Here is an 18,979-nt window from a genome sequence, read left to right as displayed (position 1 = left end):
ATTACGTGCTTTATAAAAATAAAGTGTAAATGAATTACCTTTACTGAAATTTATAAAAAATAAACATAACCGGTATGTAAAAGAGGAAAACATACCACAACAATTTGTACATGAATATAATAAAAAAATCGTTCGATTTGGGCGATGGAAGAACAATTGAAATTGAAACCGGAAAATTAGCTAAACAAGCAGACGGTTCAGTAGTTGTAAAAATGGGAGATACGATGCTCCTAGCTACAGTAGTTTCTACTGTTGGTGCAAAACCTGGGACAGATTTCTTGCCTTTATCTGTTGATTATCAAGAAAAATATGCGGCAACTGGACGTATTCCAGGTGGTTTTTTAAGAAGAGAAGCTAGACTATCTGATTATGAAGTTTTAATTTCAAGATTAGTAGATAGAGCTTTAAGACCTTTATTTCCAGAAGATTATCATGCTGATACGCAGGTGATGATTTCATTAATTTCGGCTGATAAAAATATTATGCCAGATTGTTTGGCAGGTTTAGCAGCTTCTGCAGCTTTGGCTGTTTCAGATATTCCTTTCAACGGACCAATTTCTGAAGTTAGAGTAGCTAAAATTGATGGTAATTTGGTGATTAATCCATATGCATCTGATTTAGAACGCGCAACTTTAGAATTTATGGTTGCTGGTTCTATTAATGATATTGTGATGGTGGAAGGTGAGTGCGATGAAATTCAAGAAGAAGAAATGGTTGAAGCATTGAAATTTGCACATGATGCAATTAAAATTCAATGTAAAGTTCAATTAGAATTACAAGAAGAAGCAGGTAAAACTGTAAAACGTGAATATAATCACGAAGATAATGATGATGAGTTAAGAGCTAAAGTTTATGCTGATACTTACCAAGCGGTTTATAATGTAGCAAAAGCAGGTGGTTCTAAAGAGGTTAGAGCAGCAGCATTTACTGAAATAATTAATAATTATTTCGATGCTATGCCAGAAGACACTGAAGATTTAACCAAAGCATTAGTTAAGAAATATTTCCACGATGTTCAGTATGATGCTGTTCGTAATTTATTGCTTGATGAAGGGATTAGATTAGATGGTAGAACAACTACACAAATTCGTCCTATTTGGAGTGAAGTAGGTTATTTACCTGCAGCTCATGGTTCTGCTGTATTTACACGCGGTGAAACTCAATCGTTAACTACGGTTACTTTGGGCGCTAAAAGCGATGAACAAATGATCGATGGTGCTTTCGTAAATGGATATAATAAATTTATGTTGCACTATAATTTCCCAGGTTTTTCTACTGGTGAAGTTAGACCAAACAGAGGTGCTGGTAGAAGAGAAATTGGCCACGGTGCTTTAGCAATGCGTTCATTAAAGAAAGTATTACCAGCAGGTGCTGAAAATCCTTATACTATCCGTATCGTTTCTGATATTTTAGAATCAAATGGTTCTTCTTCTATGGCTACGGTTTGTGCTGGTACTTTAGCATTAATGGATGCCGGTGTTAAAATTAAAGCGCCTGTTTCTGGTATCGCTATGGGCTTAATTACCGATTCTAAATCTGGAAAATATGCTATTTTATCTGATATTTTAGGTGATGAAGATCATTTAGGTGATATGGACTTTAAAGTTACTGGTACGGCTAATGGTATTGTTGCTTGTCAAATGGACTTAAAAATTCATGGCTTATCTTATGAAGTACTAATTAAAGCTTTAAAACAAGCTAAAGAAGGTAGATTACATATCTTAAATGAAATGTCTAAAACCATTAGTACGCCTAATGAAGATTATAAAGCACATGCTCCTCGTATAGTAACGCTTACTATCGACAAGGAATTTATTGGTGCTGTAATTGGACCAGGTGGTAAAATTATTCAAGAAATGCAACGCGAAACCGGTGCTACTATTTCTATTGAAGAGGTGGATAACAAAGGTATTGTCGAAATTTTCGCGGATAATAAAGCTGCAATTGATGCTGCAGTTACTAGAATCAAAAATATTGTAGCTAAACCAGAAATTGGAGAAGTTTACGAAGGTAAAGTTAAGTCTATTATGCCTTTTGGAGCCTTTGTAGAAATTATGCCAGGTAAAGATGGTTTATTACATATATCTGAAATTGACTGGGCTCGTTTAGAGACTATGGATGGCGTTTTTAAAGAAGGCGACATCGTAAAAGTAAAATTATTAGATGTTGATAAACAAGGTAAAATGAAACTTTCTCGTAAAGTTTTATTACCTAGACCAGAGAAACCAGCTGCTGCTCCTGCACCAGAAAAATAGGTTTTAAGGTTTTATTTAAAATAATATAAAAGCTTCCCAACTATGGGAAGCTTTTTTTTTGAGGTTATTTTATATCTTTAATGCATGAAACCAATAATTGCTCCCTCAATTTTATCAGCTAATTTTGCTGATCTAAAAACAGAAATCGAATGGATTAATGAAAGTCAGGCCGATTGGTTTCATGTTGATGTAATGGATGGTGTGTTTGTGCCCAATATTTCTTTTGGATTTCCTGTTATGGAGGTGCTTAAAAAATATGCAAAGAAACCACTAGATGTACATTTAATGATTGTTGAACCTGATAAGTATATTGAGCGATTCGCAAATGCTGGCGCTCATATTATTACGGTTCATTTAGAAGCTTGCACTCATTTGCACCGAACCATTCAATTAATTAAGCAGCATGGTTGTAAGGCAGGTGTTGCGATAAATCCACATACTCCAGTTGATTTGTTAGCAGATATACTCCAAGATTTAGATCTGGTGTTAATCATGTCTGTAAATCCAGGGTTTGGCGGACAAGCATTTATTGAGCAAACTTATTCTAAAGTAAGAAAGCTTAATGCTTTAAAATCTGAAAGCCAATATGAATTTATTATTGAAGTTGATGGAGGGGTTTCAGATCAAAACATCAATAAGTTATATCAAGCAGGAGTTAATGCTTTTGTTGCGGGTAATGCAATATTTAAAGCAGAAAATCCTTCAACATTAATTATAAAAATGAAGGAATCTGCATCTCAAAACTTATAAAATATATGCTCAGGAGGATTTTATTTATATCCTTTTTATTGATGTCAAATTTAACTTTTGGCCAGCTACAAGTAAAAGTAACTGGGGTTATATCTGATGAGCATAATTTTCCGCTTAGAAATGTTAATGTTGTTATTCCTGAACAAAAGATTAATGTAATTTCTAATGATGATGGTGAATACACGATTTATTCTAAATCAACAAAATTTACCTTGGTATTTTCCTTGTTGGGCTATAAAAATGAATCAATTTTTATTAATGAGGAGAAAGCTGGGCGAATTCAGCGTGATGTTAATTTATTTAAAAACATAAATATTTTAGAGCAAGTTGCCATAACTTCAAAAAGAGAGCAGTTAAGTAATACCATTGGTATTAATATGCAACAATTGATGAATATGCCAGCGCCTTCTGCTAATTTTGAAGCGATTCTGAAAACACTTCCTGGTGTTTCCGTAAATAATGAATTAACCGCTCAATTTAATGTTAGAGGTGGGAATCCAGATGATAATGCTACTTATATCAATAATATTGAAATAAATAGACCTGTTTATGTGAGGAATAGTCAACAAGAAGGTTTAAGTTTTATTAATTCAGATTTAGTAACTAGTGCAAGGTTTTCTCCGGGTGGTTTTGAAGCAAAATTTGCCGATAAGTTAGCCTCTATTTTAGATGTTAAGTATGAAATACCAGATAGTAATGAAATAAAATTGGTGGCTGGTATATTAAATTCCTCTTTTACGTTTAAAAAAGCAGGTATTAATAGGCATTTTTTATTTGGAGCACGCTACAAGAATAATTCTGGGATTTTAAGTCAACAAGATTTAAAAGGTAGATATAATCCAAATTTTGCAGATGTACAGTTTCTATTTAGTCAACATTTTTCTCCGAAACTTAACCTCACTTTTCTCGGTAATATAAATGGTGGCGTTTTTAATTTTATTCCAGAAAATAGGGCAACTGAATTTGGAACACAGTTACAAAATGGAAGTTTATTTGTTAATTATTCGGGTAGTGAGCGTACAAGTTATTTTTCGAGTGGAGGTGGTTTAACCCTCAATTATTCGCCTTCAGCAAATTGGTCATTGAAGTTTATTAATAGCTATTTTAGTACCGTAGAGACAGAAAACACAAATGTACTCGGCCAGTATTATTTGCAAGGACTTTCTCCAATTTCAAATTATGGTTTTCAAAGAAATTTTGTAGATAATTTTTTAAAGTCAAATTCTTTTATTTCCGAATTTAGATCCGAACAGTTAATGGGCGACCATATGTTTAGCTGGGGACTAAAATGGATTCAGAAAGATTTTAGAGAAGAGTATAATGAGATTAGTCAGATAGGCGTATTATCGCAAACTATCCCTAATCCGCCAGCATTATTTAAATTAAATAATTTACGTGCATCCTATTTTTCAGCTTTTATTCAAGATGCTTATGAGTTAAAAGAAGGAATAGATTTACAATTAGGCGTTAGAGCGGCATATAATAAAATCGCTGACAAATTATCAATTAGTCCGAGGTTATTGTTAGCCTTTAGAAATGAAGATAGAAATAATATTACCAGGTTTAGTTTCGGAGTCTATCATCAAGACCCAGATTTTAAAACTATGAGAAATTGGAACGGTCAATTATTATCGAAACAAGATTACCAGCGTTCTTATAATTTTACGGTTGGACACGATTATGCTTTTAATTTAGGTGGGAAGCCTTTAAAATTTACTACAGAAATTTATTATAAATATGCAGATAAGATGATTCCATTTATTATTGATCATCTTAAAATTAATTATTTAGCCCATCAAAAAGCAACTGGAAACACCTATGGGGCAGATTTTACAATAGGGGGTGAATTGGTAGAAGACTTATTAAGTTATTTTAGGCTTTCTGTAATGCGTGCTAATCAAACCATTGTTAATAGTGGTATTGAAGCCAATAATTACTTAAATGTACGCCAAAGAAGACCTACAGATCAACATATCAATGCCTCGGTATTTTTTCAAGATAAACTTCCATCAAATCCTTCTTATAAGGTTCATTTAAACTTATTATATGGATCACCTATCCCGGTAGGACTTCCAAATACTAATCAATATTCAGATTATTTTAAGGTTCCTTCTTATAAAAGAATTGATATAGGTTTTAGTAAGGATTTTTTAGAAAATCAAGGAAGGAAATCCAATTCTTCTAAAAAAAGCAAACAGTTTGATTCTATAATTGCTTATATGGAAATATTTAATTTGCTAAACATGAATAATACGGCATCCTACCTATGGGTTAAAGATTTAAATGGTGCCCAATATGCGGTTCCCAATTATCATACAGGAAGGCAATTAAATATTAGACTAATTGCTAAATTAAAAGCTAAATAACCATTAAATTTGACAAAAAAAAATTACTTATGAGACATAATTTTGGTGCAGGTCCTTGTATTCTTCCGCAAGAGGTTTATAAACAAGCTGCACAAGCAGTATTGGATTTTAAAGATGGTCTTTCAATATTAGAAATATCACATAGAACTCCTCAATTTGAAGCAGTTGTTGAAGAAGCCACTGAATTAATTAAAGAATTGATGAATGTTCCTGCTGGATATTCTGTATTGTTTTTACAAGGTGGTGCAAGTATGCAATTTGCAATGGTGCCTATGAATTTGTTAAGTACTAAAGGTTTTGCAGCCTATAGTGATACAGGTGTATGGGCAAATAAAGCTATAAAAGAAGCAAAAATGCTAGGTAAAGTAGAAGTTGTTTCATCTTCTAAATCTGAGAATTACAATTTTGTACCTAAAGACTTTGTTATTCCAAACGATGCAGATTACTATCATTTTACTTCAAATAATACCATATATGGCACAGAGGTTTTTAATTTTCCGAAGACTAATGTTCCTTTAGTTTGTGATATGTCGTCTGATATTTTAAGTCGTACAGTAGATGTAAGTCAGTTTGATTTAATTTATGCAGGTGCACAAAAAAATATTGGTCCAGCTGGACTAACCGTAGCGATTGTAAAAGACGAAATCTTAGGAAAGGTTGATCGGGTAATTCCATCGATGATGGATTATAAGGTGCATATTGATGGTAAATCAATGTACAATACACCTCCAGTTTTTTCAATCTATGTAGCTATGTTTAATTTACGTTGGTTAAAGGCTAAAGGTGGTGTGGCAGAAATTGAAAAAGATAATATTTTAAAAGCAAATGCTTTGTATAGAGAAATAGATAGAAATAAATTATTCAAAGGAACATGTGCGGTAGAAGATAGATCGAGGATGAATGTTTGTTTTGTAATGGAAGATTCATCTCTAGAAAAGGAATTTTTAAGGCTTGCAGATAATGCAGGTTTCGAAGGATTAGCTGGACATAGAAGTGTGGGTGGTTTTAGAGCATCTATGTATAATGCTTTAAGTATTAATAGTGTTCATGCTTTAATAGAATTAATGCAAGATTTTGAAGAAAAAAATAAATAATGGTAAGAATTTTAGCAAATGATGGGATAGATCCCATTGGTAAAAAGTTATTGGAAGAAGCAGGTTTTGTAGTGGATACTGAAACAATTGCTCAAAATGATTTACCCGCAGCACTTAAAAATTATGATGCAATAACGGTTAGGAGTGCTACCAAAATTAGAAAGGAATTAATAGATCAATGTCCAAATATTAAATTAATTGGTAGAGGTGGTGTTGGTATGGATAATATTGATGTTGAGTATGCAAAATCTAAAGGAATTAATGTAGTAAATACTCCTGCAGCATCTTCACAATCTGTTGCTGAATTGGTTTTCGCTCATTTATTTACTGGAATACGCTTTTTGCAGGACGCAAATAGACAAATGCCATTATATGGAAATACGCAGTTCGACCAATTAAAAAAGAATTATGCCAAGGGTGTTGAATTAAGAGGTAAGGTAATTGGTATTATTGGATTTGGAAGGATTGGGAGAGAAGTTGCTAAAATTGCTTTGGGATTAGGGATGGAAGTTTTGGCGTATGATTTATTTCCAAATAACCCAACCATTACATTAAAATTTTATGGAGGTAAAACTTTAGATATTGATATTCAATTTGTTGATTTAGAAAACATTATAAGGAAAAGCGACTTTATTTCATTACACACGCCATTCTCAGAAAAGCCATTGTTAGATGCTGCTTCTTTTGCTAAAACAAAGAAAGGCGTAGGTATTGTAAATTGTTCTAGAGGTGGTGTAATTAATGAGGAAGATTTAATAGAAGCATTAAATTCAGGTCAGGTCTCCTTTGCTGGTTTAGATGTTTTCGAAAATGAGCCAACTCCATCATCGGCTATATTAAATCATCCAAAAATTTCGTTAACACCTCATATCGGAGCTTCAACAAACGAAGCACAAGAAAGAATTGGTACTGAATTAGCAGAATTGATTATCGCACATTTTAAAAATTAATAAATGTCTAGAATCAAAGCTTTTAATGCTATTGTTCCAAATAAAGGTCTGGCTGCAGAAGTTGTAACCAGACCTTTAGAATGTTATAGTTTAGGAGAAGCACGATTAATAGCGTCGGAAAATATTTATTCTTTTTTGCATTTAATAAATCCTGAATTAGATAATCAATATTTAAGAGGCTCCAGACAAGAATTAATATACAAAAAGATCTCTGATAATATTGAGTCCTTTTTAGATGCTAAATACATCGAAAAAATAAACCAACCTTCCATATTTATTTATCGTGTAAATAATAAAGGAAGGTTGCAAACGGGTTATTGGACCTTAACATCGGTTTTAGATAATATGGAAAATACTATTCTAAAACATGAATTAACGGTTGCAAGAAGAGAAAAATTATTGGCAGATTATCTTCAACAAACCTGTTTAGACGCCAATCCTGTTTTAATTACCCATGAAGTAAACCCGGTTCTTAAACGATTTATTGAAAAATATACTGCTTTATCGCCTATAATTCAGTTCGAATATAATGACGGTTCTTTTCATGAACTTTGGCAAATATCAGACGAACAGGAATTAGAAGAGGTAGAATTAGCATTTAGGTCGCTCGAGAAGGTTTATTTGGCAGATGGTCACCATAGAATAGCCTCAATGACAAATATGGCCTTAGCGAAGTCTAAATTAGATCCTAACGAGGATTTTAATGCGCCATATAATTACTTCACATCTGTTTATATGGATTTTGAAGAAGTTAAAATTTATCAATTTCATAGGTTAGTAAAGGATATTTTAAATTTTAATACAAAATCTTTCTTAGCGGCGATTGAATATAAGTTTGATATTGTTCCGTTGACGAATGATTATGTGCCAGCATCATCCCGCGAAATTGGGATGTATTTAGATAATAAATGGTATAAATTAATACCACATTCAGATTTATTTAAAGGCGATGTAGTTAAAGATCTGGATGTTTCAATATTACATGATCATATTCTTTTTCCTATTCTTGATATAGAGGACCCAAGAACCGATGCACGTATTCAATACGAAGGTGGTTTAGCACCTATTTCAGAATTAAAGCGTTTAGTAGATTCAGAAAACTTTAAGGTGCTTTTTACACTATGTCCAACTTCTTTAGAAGAGCTAAAAGCTGTTGCTGATGCAGGCGCATCCATGCCTCCAAAATCTACTTGGGTAGAGCCAAAATTTTTAGTTGGATTGGTAATTAATTATTTTGCTTAAGCAAGTTTTTAGTTTTATAAAAAAGTACGGATAAGCCCAATAAAGCTACAATTAATAGAATAATTAAAATAAATTGAAACGTTTCGCCTGATTCGGTTTTTTCTAATTTAATTTTTAATAATTCGTTTTGATCCTGAAGTTTTTTAATTGATTTTTTATAATCTTTTATGCGGTCTTCTTTGGTATTTGCGGCTTGAGATATTTCTTGAGTTACTAGGTCTTTATAATCTAATAATACCTTTAATTCTCTAAAAATTGCATTGTCGTTTAATACAATTTCCCTTAGAATTTCATTAGAGTTTTTAATGTCTTTTTTAGTCTGCAAACCAAAAATACCCGTTCTGGCGGCTAAGCTTTTGTCGTATTGACTAAATTTGTTGCTTCTTTCTACTAATAATTGATTTACTTTTTGTCTTTGAACCTCGTAAGGTGATAAACTTTGTGCTAAAATCTCTGTGTAGCTACAACAACAAAATAGTAAAATAATTAGTTTAACTTTCATAGTTAGGGGGTTTCTAAACTCCAAGCTACAGCTTTTTCTGTAAAATTGGGTTTCACTGTTTTCCAAGTTTCAATAAATAACTCAGAATCTCTGTAATTGTTTAAATCTGTTTCAGAATTCCATTTACTTATCGTGAAGAAAGTGTTTTTTTGATGTATATCCTGTTGAAGACTAACCTCTAAACAACCCTCAAATGCTTCAATTTTTGACTTTAAATTTTTAAAGAATAATGGAAATTGAACTGTAAATTCATCATTCAATTCCATTTTAACTAATCTTGTTATCATTAATTATGAAATTCTATTCTAACTATATCGTTTACATGTAAACCTAATAATCCGCTTGCTTTACCTTTATTTATGGCAATTTCTAAATGGTCGCTCATCCCGAATAAACATAATTTTTCGCCTTCTTGAACTTCATTGTAATGCCATGAAAGCTGAGTTATGGTTTCGTTTTTTCTAAAGTATAAAGTGAATTCTCTATTATCTTGAATTTTAGTAAATAGGTCTTTAGTGATATTTGTAATAACATTAGAAAAGGTATCAATATAGATTACACTTCCTCTAATCATATCCTTTTCTATAACCGGTTGTATAGTTCCTCTTTCTATAATTTGATCTGAAGGAATACCTATATCAATCATACTTGCACCTTTGGCTAAATGAACAGAGGCCTTTACAAATATATCTACGAGTGGAAATTGAAGATATTTTAAATCTTGAAGTATATTAAGTTCTACAATTTCATCAGGAATTCTATCAAAAAGAAGGGAGAAAATGCCATTATCCGCACCTACAAAATAATGACCATTGTGTTTTACCGCTAAATACCTGGTGTTCTTACTAAAAACGCTATCTATCCCAATTAAGTGTACAGTTCCTTTTGGAAAATAGGCATAAGCATTTTTTAGCACATAAGCCGCATACGATACATTAAACGAAGGAACTTCATTGGTTATGTCAATAATATTCACCTCCGGAAATAGAGAAAGGATACTGCCTTTCAGAGCTGCCTGATAGAAATCCTTTGTTCCTAAATCTGTAGTTAATGTTATTATTGCCATTAAAAATCGAAAATTTATCCTTATTCTTGTGTATGCAGGAAATTTCCTGCAAATATTCAATTTTTCTACCGAAAAACTTGTCTAAATATAAAAAATACAGACCTTGAATGAAATAAAATTAATATTAGATACTACAGATCCACTTCAATTGTGGGGTGTTAAGAATGAACATTATGCTTTAATTAAAGCGGCATTTCCTAAGTTAAAGATTATTGCACGAGGAAATGAAGTTAAAGCTTTGGGCGACGATGAGGCATTAAAGGTTTTTGAAAAGCAGATGAATGAGCTGGTTGCTCATTTAGATAAATACGGAAATATAACTGCTAGTGATATAGAATCTATTTTAAAGGTTTCTAATAAAGTAGAAACTGACCATTCTTCTACTGAGAAAGCAAGTGTTGGTTCAGGTGAAGTAATTGTATATGGTACCAATGGATTATTGGTGAAAGCAAGAACACCGAATCAGCGAAAAATGGTAGATAGTATTCAGAACAATGATGTATTGTTTGCTATTGGGCCTGCCGGAACGGGAAAAACTTATACGGCTGTAGCTTTAGCGGTTCGTGCCTTAAAGAATAAAGAAATAAAAAGAATTATTTTAACCAGACCTGCTGTTGAAGCAGGGGAGAGTTTGGGTTTCTTGCCAGGCGACTTAAAGGAAAAAGTTGATCCCTATTTACGTCCGCTTTATGATGCTTTGGATGATATGATTCCTGCAGAAAAGCTTAAATTTTATTTAGAAAATAGAACTATTGAAATTGCTCCGCTTGCCTTTATGCGCGGAAGAACCTTAGATAACTGTTTTGTTATATTGGATGAAGCACAAAATTCGACAGATTTGCAGTTGAAAATGTTCTTGACTAGAATGGGGCCAAATGCGAAATTTATTGTAACAGGTGATGTTACTCAAATAGATTTGCCAAAAGTTTCGCAATCTGGACTACATAATGCACTTAGAATTCTAACTGATATTAAAGGAATTGATATTATTTATTTAACTGGTGATGATGTGGTTAGGCATAAACTAGTTAAGAAGATATTGAAAGCTTACGGCGATATTCAATAATTACAACATAAAAGATTAAATACTACTACAATATATAATGCAATCAATTAAAGAAACCAATTTTAATTTTCCTGGTCAAACTAATTTCTATAAAGGGAAAGTTAGAGATGTTTACACAATAGAGAATAAAATTTTAGCCATGGTGGTGTCTGACCGCATCTCGGCTTTCGATGTGGTTTTGCCGCGTGCAATTCCTTATAAAGGTCAGGTTTTAAATCAAATAGCAACAAAATTTTTAAAAGCTACCGAAGATATTTTACCAAACTGGGTTTTAGATACACCCGATGAGATGGTAACGATTGGAAGAATCTGCGAGCCATTTAAAGTAGAAATGGTGATTAGAGGTTATTTAGCTGGTCATGCTTGGAGGACTTATTCTAGCGGCTTAAGAACGCTATGTGGGGTAAGTTTGCCAGATGGATTAAAAGAGAATGATAAGCTTCCTGAGCCTATTATAACGCCTACAACAAAGGCTGCAGTTGGTCATGATGAAGATATTTCTAAAGAAGATATTTTAGCTAAGGGCATTGTGTCTAAATCAGACTACGAGCAATTGGAGCAACATACCAAGGCGCTTTATCAGCGTGGAACAGAAATAGCTGCTCAAAGAAATTTAATTTTAGTAGATACTAAATATGAATTTGGAAAAATAGGGGATACAATTTATCTGATTGACGAAATTCATACACCAGATTCTTCAAGATATTTTTATGCTGAAGGGTATGATGAATTACAAGACAAGGGATTACCACAAAAGCAGTTGTCTAAAGAATTTGTTAGAAAATGGTTAATAGAAAATGGCTTTCAGGGTAAGGATGGTCAGGTGGTTCCGGAAATGACAGATGAAGTTGTGAAATCTATTTCTGAGCGATATATAGAATTATTTGAACAAATAACAGGTGATAAATTTATAAGAAATAACACCGACAATATTATGGAACGAATTGAGAAGAATGTTAATTTAGCACTTCAGAAACTCAAATAATTACTCATTTAAGATTTATAAGATGAAATTTACAGTTGATAAACACGAAAAATATGTTCATTTAAAATTAGATGAGCCAAAATTTACAAATGATAATGCTCCAGGTCTTAAAGCAGAGCTTTATGTATTAAATGCCGAAGGCTATAAAAATATTATACTTGATTTGAGCGCCGTGAAAGAATGTACAGATGCTCAAGATTTAAGTTCATTATTAGTGGGCGACAGGCTGTGTAAGACAGCAGGTGGTACATTTGTAGTAACAGGGGTAAACAAGCAAATTGAAGAAATAATTTCACTTTCTAATATTTTCCAATCGGTAACTTTTGTTAATAAAATTGATGAAGCGATTGATATTATATTTATGGAGGAATTAGAAAGAGAATTTAGAGGCGAGGTGGATCAATAAATTATGAAGTTTGAAATTGCCATTTTAGGAAGTAGTTCTGCAACTCCGGTATTTAATAGAAATCCATCTGCTCAATTACTAAACTGTAATGATAATTTTTATTTAATTGATTGTGGCGAGGGTACCCAACAGCAGTTAATTAAATTTGGATATAAAGCTTCTAAAATAGATCATGTTTTTATTACGCATTTGCATGGCGATCATTATTTTGGTCTAATTGGTCTAATAAGTAGTTTGCATTTAAACGGTCGTACAAAGGCATTAAATGTTTATGGTCCAAAAGCATTGGAGGATATTTTAAATATTCAATTTAAATATTCTGATACAGTGCTTAAGTTTCCTTTAATTTTCAATCCAATCGATGGTTCTAGACATTCCGTAATATTGGAAAACAAAGATTTGATTGTGGAGGCATTTCCATTAAATCATAGAATTCCCTGTACTGGATTTGTCTTTAAAGAAACTCCGCACAGTAGAAAATTAAATGTTTCTGAATTAGAAGCCAAAGCTGTTCCGTTAAACTTTTACTCTATGTTAAAAAGAGGGGTAGATGTTACAGATTTGGATGGGAAAGTTTATAAATATTCGGATTTTACTTTTCCGCCATTGCCACCTAGGAAATACGCTTATTGTTCTGATACAATTTTTGAAGAAACTTATTTTTCATATATTAAAGATTCAGATCTTTTATATCACGAAGCAACCTTTATGCATGATTTAGTAGATAGAGCTAAACAAACTTTTCATACTACTTCTTATGAGGCCGCATTGGTAGCTCAAAAAACTAATTCTAAGCGATTGTTAATCGGACATTTTAGTTCGCGTTATAAAACTTTAATTCCACTTCTTATGGAAGCTAAAACTGTTTTCGAATCAACAGAATTAGCAATAGAGGGGAGAACATTTCAGATATAAAAAAAGTCCCGATGATTTTCATCGGGACTTTTTATTTTATTCTTAACTAATCTTTTTTGCTACCAAATATAGAAAAGTGAACGTATCGTTTAGGGTTTTCTTTCAAATCAATCATTAAGTTATCCAGATTTTTAGATGCATTTGCTAAATTTCTATACAACTCTTCATCGTTTACTAATTTACCTAAAGTACCTTCACCACGGTTTATTTTATCAACCGCTTTTTGCATATCAGCCACTGCTTTGTTAGCATTATCTATGGTGATTTGGAAATTTAAAGCCGCAAATTTATCGGTTACCGTATTTATATTAGCTAAAATATCGTTTATTTTTTGGTTGTTGTTTTTTAAATTTCCAGTAATGTTTTCTAGGTTACTAAAAATTGCTGAAATTCTACTACTTTCAGTACCAACTAATGCATCTACTTTTTTAGATGTTTTTTCTAATGAACCCAAAGTACCTGCAATACTTGTAAAGCTACTTTCAATATTTTTCTGGAATGTTGGGTTTAAAATAGAATTTACACTGGTTAGAATAGAGTCCATTTTACTAATAATTTGTTCAGCTTTTTTCTGAACTGGCTCAACTGCTTCCATTAAATTTCTAGAAACATTGGCATTTAAAGTATCACCATCTTTAGCAAATGTAGCACTGTTTCCTAATTCCATAACAATTGCTTTGCCACCTAATAAATCGGTGCTTTCTAGTTTTGCAATTGTATTTAATGGAATTTCATATTTACCATCTACGTTTAAAGTAGCTATAATAATTCCGTCTGGTTGTAATTTTAATGCGCTAACTCTACCAATTTGGAATCCGTTGATTAAGATGGGTTTAGACACAGAAAGTCCATCAACCCGCGTATATTTAGCATACAATACCGTTTCGTCTTTAAAAATTGAATTTCCTTTTAAAAAGTTATATCCAATAATTAACAAGGCGATTGAAAATGCTGCCAATATGCCTACTTTAGTTTCGTTTGTTATCTTCACAATTGTGTAGTTTAAACTTTTATTTTTCGATTTCTGTTCTATATGATTTTACTGCATTAAAAATTGCGGTAACAATTTCTAACTGACCAGTTTCAGAGTTTATGTAAAGTTCCTCTTCCGGATTGTTGATAAATCCTACTTCTGTTAAGACCGCAGGCATACCACATCTTTGTAAAACCAAAATGTTTTGCTCTTTAACACCTCTATCTATACGTTTGTTTACATTCGTGTAATTTTCTTGTATAAATTTAGCTAATTGAATGCTTTTTTCTCTATAAGTATTCTTTAACAAAGATAACATAATATTTGATTCTGGGTTTGCAGAGGTGAAATCCTTATATTTTTCTTGGTAATTACTTTCTAATTTCATATCGGCATTTTCTCGTAATGCAGCATCTTGTTCATTGAGTCTTCCTGTGCCTGCAACAATAGTTTCTGTACCTCTAACAGGTTTAGAACCAACTGGCATAGAGTTGGCATGGATAGAAATAAATAAATCTGCTTTTGCATTGTTGGCAATCTCCGCTCGTCTACCTAAATCTACATCAATATCTGTTTTTCGGGTGAAAATAATTTTTACATCAGGCATTTTTTCTTCAAATATCTTACCTAACCTTAATCCAATCTGAAGACAAACATCCTTTTCTTTAGAAATTTTACCTACTGATCCTGGTTTACTTCCACCATGACCGGGATCTATTACGATCGTTTTTATTTTGTAATTCTGACTAAAACCTTGTGTTGAAATTATAATTAAAAGTGACAGGAATATTAGTATTTTTTTCATTTAGTGTGTGTAGTGTTATATTTCTATTTGTGTTTTATAAGCCTTTATAGCTCTTAATAAACAGTTTACAATTTCTATTTGTCCGCTTTCAGAAGCCATATATTCCTCTTCTTCAGGATTACTTAAAAACCCTATTTCTGTTAATACGGCAGGCATTCCAGCTCTAGCTAAAACCGCTAGACTTTTCTCTTGAACACCTCGGTTTACTCTACCTACTGCAACATATTCTTCCTGAATAAATTTAGCCAAATTTAAACTTTGAGTTCTGTATGCATTCTTCATTAACGACAAAATAATAGCATTTTCTGGGTCATTAGGTACAAAACCCGAATAGTTAGCTTCATAATTGTCTTCTAAAAACATAGAGGCATTTTCTCTTTTTATTACTTCATCTTGCTCATTTACCCTACCTAAACCAGAAACAAATGTTTCTGTACCTCGTACAGAGGTGGGTTTTCTATAAACGGTTTTATATTGAGCAACTCTTTTACCTTTAACTGTTTTATATCCATTAGGAACTCTTACGGCTTTTGCAGCCATATCGTTTAAATGGATTGAAATAAATAAATCGGCTTTAGCTTCGTTGGCAATGTTTATACGTTCATATAAAGGTATAAAAACGTCGGTAGTTCTAGTGTAAATAACTTTTACGTCTTTTAACTCTTGTTCAATTGCTGCTCCCAGTGCTAAGGCTGTTTTAAGGGCAAGGTCTTTTTCTGTGTATTTTAATCCCCTTGTAGTTCCATCAATCCCACCATGACCCGCATCAATTACAATAGTTTTAATTTTATATTCTTGTGCAAACAGTTGATTATCAGTTAATAAAACAATAGCAGAAATAAAAATTAATCTTAAAAATTTTTTAGAAATTCTCAATGGCATATTTTTCATTAATTTTGAACGTTTTGCAATTAATATTATTGCAAAAATAACATTCACATATTCAATTTGAAACTTTTCAAGACATTCATTTCATTTGTTGTTGTACTGATTGTAATTTTTAGTACAAAAACCACCTTGGCTAGTAGTTTATCACTGTTTCAAGATCCAGTGGTTTCTACTGCGCCAAATAAAATGGATACCACTAAAAAATCTAAAGTAAATACAGAAGAGGTGGTTCATAAAGCAGCTAAAACAACGAGGTATGATAGATTAAATAATACTTTTTATTTAATTGGAGAAGCGAGGGTTATTTATCAAGATTTTGAATTAGATGCAGATTATATAGAATTCGACCAACAAAACAATACTTTATTTGCAAGAGGTAGTTATAATGCGGCAAATAATTACATCGGTAAGCCCATTTTTAAGAGTAAAACCGATGGAACTGGTTCTGCAGATTCACTTTTATTTAATTTGGAATCTAAAAAATTGGTTATTTACGGTTTGTTTACTGAGCAATCTGGGGGGTATTTTTCTGGAGGATTGTCTAAACGACAACCAGATAATGAAATCCATAGTAAAGGAACTGTTTTTAGTACTTGTAATTTGCCTCACCCACATTTTGGTATTCACATTACAAAAGGTATTGTTTCACCAAAAATGATTATTACAGGTCCGGCTTATTTGGAGGTAGAAGATATTCCACTTCCAGTCGGTATTCCCTTCGGATTTTTCACTAAACCCAATAAGAAATCGTCGGGTTTAATAATTGGTACGCCGCGCGAAGATTTTGTTAGGGGTTTTATGTTGGAAAATTTTGGGTATTATGTTGGATTAAGTGAATATTGGGATGCCAAGTTTACTGGAACCATTACAACTAGGGGTTCATATAATGCAGCTGTAAATGCAGGTTATACAAAGCGATATAAATATTCTGGCGGATTTAGTTTCGATTATGCAAGTACACGTTTAGGTTTAGAAGGAACACCAGAATATGAACCTAGAAAAGATTTTAGTGTGGTTTGGACGCATTCGCAGAATCAAAATGCAAGACCCGGTACTACCTTTAGTGCCTCTGTTAATGCTAGAACAAGTAGTTATAATAATAATACTGCGGGTGGATATGGTTATAATTTAAATCAAATTGCCGAAAATGCACTTAGTTCTAGTATTAGTTACGGAAAGGTTTTTGGGAATGGGTTATTTAATTTAAGTGTTGCAGCTCGTCACTCTCAACAAACTACTACAAATAGTGTTTCTTTATCATTACCAGAGGTGAGTTTAAACATGTCGACCGTTAGTCCATTTGCAAATAAAAAGAATATTTCTGATCCAAAATGGTATGAAAGATTAACCGTAGGCTATAGCTTTCAAACTAGGAATGAGATTAGAACAATAGACTCATTATTATTTAAAAGAGAATCATTAAATAATTTTCAAAATGGGTTTCAACACAATATTCCTGTGTCGTTGCCATTTAATTTATTCAATTTTATTAATGCAAATGCCAATTTTAATTATGTTGATACCTGGTATTTGCAAACAGTAGAAAAGACCTTTTACCGCGATCCAAGTGGATTAACTGTTTTAAATGATACCATTCCTGGATTTAAAAGAGGTGGAAGTTATAGTTTAAACTTTTCTTTAGGGACAAAACTTTATAGTAAAGTTGTTGAGTTTAAAAACCTAGGAAATATTAAAAAGTTAAGACATGTTTTAACACCAAGTATTGGCGTTTCTTATAATCCAGATTTTACGGATCCAAGATTAGGAATTTATAGGAATGCTTATTATCCTGATGGTAGCCCGGTTATGAATCCGAACGACCCATTAAGTCAATTAAAGTATTCTATTTTTGAGCAAGGTATTTATGGTGGGCCAAATAATAATAAAGCGGCTAGTTTAAATTTTGGATTCGAAAATACGGTTGAATTAAAACTGGCAGATAGAAAAGACACGACAGGTACTGGAGAGAAAAAATTAGCCATTCTTAGAAATTTAACATTTAATGGGTCTTATAATTTTGTTCAAAAGGAAAAGAATTTATCGAATATTTCTTTTTCTGGTGCTTCAGAATTATCTGAAAAACTAAGTATTAATTTTAACGGAGTATTTAGTCCTTATTTAGTAGAAGAAATTCGGGATATAAACGGTTCAGGAACCATCCGTAGAGAATCTAATGTTTATACCTTTAAAGAAGGGAAATTACCGAGATTAATATCATTTGGTTTATCATTTGATTATAGTTTTAATCCTGAATCATTTAGAAGTAGGAATTTAAATAATGATCAGTTTAGAAAAGAAGCGGCTAAAGTGGGTGCATTAAACCCAGATCAAGCCAATCAGCTTGCTTTAATTGCTAGAGACCCAAATGCATTTATAGATTTTAAAATTCCATGGAATATTGCATTTAACTATAGTCTTCAATATTTTAATCCCCTTGGAAAATCTGGTCAAGTAACCAATACTTTAAACTTTAATGGAGATTTAAGTATTACGCCGAAATGGAAAGTGCAGTTTATTTCTGGTTTCGACTTTACAGCTAAGCGTATTTCTGGTACTTCTTTGTCGATTTATAGAGATTTACATTGTTGGGATTTAAGTGCAAACTGGATTCCATTTGGTCAATTTCAAAGTTATTCTATTGATTTAAGGGTAAGAGCTAGCATTTTGCAAGATTTAAAATTATCTAAAAGAAAATCATTTAATACCAGATATTAAT

Annotated in this window: 17 protein-coding genes; 11 read left to right on the top strand and 6 right to left on the bottom strand. The window is 32.2% G+C overall.

The genetic code is table 11. The features are described 5' to 3' along the window. Positions 1-110 precede the first annotated feature (110 nt). The 6 genes from pnp (at position 111) to VRU49_RS09635 (ending at position 8,657) form a co-directional block, all read left to right on the top strand. Entirely contained in the window at positions 111-2,255 is a 2,145-nt protein-coding gene (pnp, locus tag VRU49_RS09660) for a polyribonucleotide nucleotidyltransferase (protein WP_330146576.1), read from the top strand. Positions 2,256-2,339: 84 nt separating this feature from the next. After that, entirely contained in the window at positions 2,340-3,005 is a 666-nt protein-coding gene (gene rpe / locus VRU49_RS09655; RefSeq protein WP_330146575.1) for a ribulose-phosphate 3-epimerase, read from the top strand. 41 nt (positions 3,006-3,046) lie between these two features. Further along, positions 3,047-5,371: a TonB-dependent receptor gene (locus VRU49_RS09650; protein ID WP_330146574.1), complete on the top strand. Its 2,325-nt coding sequence runs from the start codon at positions 3,047-3,049 to the stop codon at positions 5,369-5,371. A 29-nt stretch (positions 5,372-5,400) separates the two neighbouring features. Then, positions 5,401-6,465, top strand: coding sequence for a 3-phosphoserine/phosphohydroxythreonine transaminase (serC, locus tag VRU49_RS09645; protein ID WP_330146573.1), 1,065 nt, complete (start codon positions 5,401-5,403; stop codon positions 6,463-6,465). Beyond that, the gene (locus VRU49_RS09640; RefSeq protein WP_330146572.1) at positions 6,465-7,415 is read left to right on the top strand and encodes a D-2-hydroxyacid dehydrogenase; all 951 of its coding nucleotides are present in this window, start codon (positions 6,465-6,467) and stop codon (positions 7,413-7,415) included. Before serC ends, VRU49_RS09640 begins: the two co-directional genes overlap by 1 nt. A 3-nt stretch (positions 7,416-7,418) precedes the next feature. Then, positions 7,419-8,657 carry a DUF1015 domain-containing protein gene (locus VRU49_RS09635; protein ID WP_330146571.1) on the top strand — a complete coding sequence of 413 codons (1,239 nt, stop codon included), beginning with the start codon at positions 7,419-7,421 and terminating at the stop codon, positions 8,655-8,657. On the opposite strand, the gene VRU49_RS09630 is transcribed toward VRU49_RS09635, so the two are convergent. The 3 genes from VRU49_RS09630 to VRU49_RS09620 are packed head-to-tail and all read right to left on the bottom strand — an operon-like array spanning position 8,641 to position 10,225. After that, on the bottom strand, positions 8,641-9,159 hold the full coding sequence (locus tag VRU49_RS09630; protein ID WP_330146570.1) for a hypothetical protein: 519 nt from the start codon (positions 9,157-9,159) through the stop codon (positions 8,641-8,643). The genes VRU49_RS09635 and VRU49_RS09630 overlap by 17 nt on opposite strands. Before the next feature lie 2 nt (positions 9,160-9,161). Then, positions 9,162-9,446 (bottom strand): putative quinol monooxygenase, encoded by a 285-nt coding sequence (locus VRU49_RS09625; RefSeq protein ID WP_330146569.1) that lies wholly within the window; start codon positions 9,444-9,446, stop codon positions 9,162-9,164. Beyond that, positions 9,446-10,225, bottom strand: coding sequence for an SAM hydrolase/SAM-dependent halogenase family protein (locus VRU49_RS09620; protein ID WP_330146568.1), 780 nt, complete (start codon positions 10,223-10,225; stop codon positions 9,446-9,448). The genes VRU49_RS09625 and VRU49_RS09620 overlap by 1 nt, the downstream gene beginning before the upstream one ends. 103 nt (positions 10,226-10,328) lie before the next feature. On the opposite strand from VRU49_RS09620, the gene VRU49_RS09615 reads away from it, so the two are divergent. Genes VRU49_RS09615 through VRU49_RS09600 form a run of 4 tightly spaced genes read left to right on the top strand, consistent with a single transcriptional unit; the run spans position 10,329 to position 13,597 of the window. Continuing rightward, complete coding sequence (locus tag VRU49_RS09615; protein WP_330146567.1) at positions 10,329-11,291, top strand: PhoH family protein; 963 nt, start codon at positions 10,329-10,331, stop codon at positions 11,289-11,291. 37 nt (positions 11,292-11,328) lie between these two features. Further along, on the top strand, positions 11,329-12,276 hold the full coding sequence (locus VRU49_RS09610) for a phosphoribosylaminoimidazolesuccinocarboxamide synthase (protein WP_330146566.1): 948 nt from the start codon (positions 11,329-11,331) through the stop codon (positions 12,274-12,276). Between the two features lie 22 nt (positions 12,277-12,298). Beyond that, entirely contained in the window at positions 12,299-12,682 is a 384-nt protein-coding gene (locus tag VRU49_RS09605) for an STAS domain-containing protein (protein ID WP_330146565.1), read from the top strand. Positions 12,683-12,685: 3 nt separating this feature from the next. After that, positions 12,686-13,597, top strand: coding sequence for a ribonuclease Z (locus VRU49_RS09600; RefSeq protein ID WP_330146564.1), 912 nt, complete (start codon positions 12,686-12,688; stop codon positions 13,595-13,597). A gap of 46 nt (positions 13,598-13,643) precedes the next feature. Here VRU49_RS09600 and VRU49_RS09595 read toward each other — a convergent pair whose 3' ends face one another. From VRU49_RS09595 to VRU49_RS09585, 3 genes are read right to left on the bottom strand one after another with little or no spacing between them, the layout of a single operon-like run. Then, complete coding sequence (locus VRU49_RS09595) at positions 13,644-14,588, bottom strand: MlaD family protein (RefSeq protein ID WP_330146563.1); 945 nt, start codon at positions 14,586-14,588, stop codon at positions 13,644-13,646. A gap of 19 nt (positions 14,589-14,607) precedes the next feature. After that, positions 14,608-15,375 carry an N-acetylmuramoyl-L-alanine amidase family protein gene (locus VRU49_RS09590; RefSeq protein ID WP_330146562.1) on the bottom strand — a complete coding sequence of 256 codons (768 nt, stop codon included), beginning with the start codon at positions 15,373-15,375 and terminating at the stop codon, positions 14,608-14,610. A 15-nt stretch (positions 15,376-15,390) separates the two neighbouring features. Next, positions 15,391-16,257, bottom strand: a complete 867-nt coding sequence (locus tag VRU49_RS09585; protein WP_431311603.1) for an N-acetylmuramoyl-L-alanine amidase family protein — start codon at positions 16,255-16,257, stop codon at positions 15,391-15,393. Between the two features lie 66 nt (positions 16,258-16,323). Here VRU49_RS09585 and VRU49_RS09580 point away from each other — a divergent pair, with 66 nt between their 5' ends. Further along, positions 16,324-18,978, top strand: coding sequence for a putative LPS assembly protein LptD (locus VRU49_RS09580; protein WP_330146560.1), 2,655 nt, complete (start codon positions 16,324-16,326; stop codon positions 18,976-18,978). The last annotated feature ends 1 nt before the right edge of the window (position 18,979 follow it).

The sequence above is a fragment of the Pedobacter flavus genome (assembly GCF_036324285.1).
GTDB classification, from domain to species: Bacteria; Bacteroidota; Bacteroidia; order Sphingobacteriales; family Sphingobacteriaceae; genus Pedobacter; species Pedobacter flavus.
The sequence above is the reverse complement of the archived record's forward strand: the minus strand, read 5'-3'. Positions and strand labels throughout refer to the sequence as shown.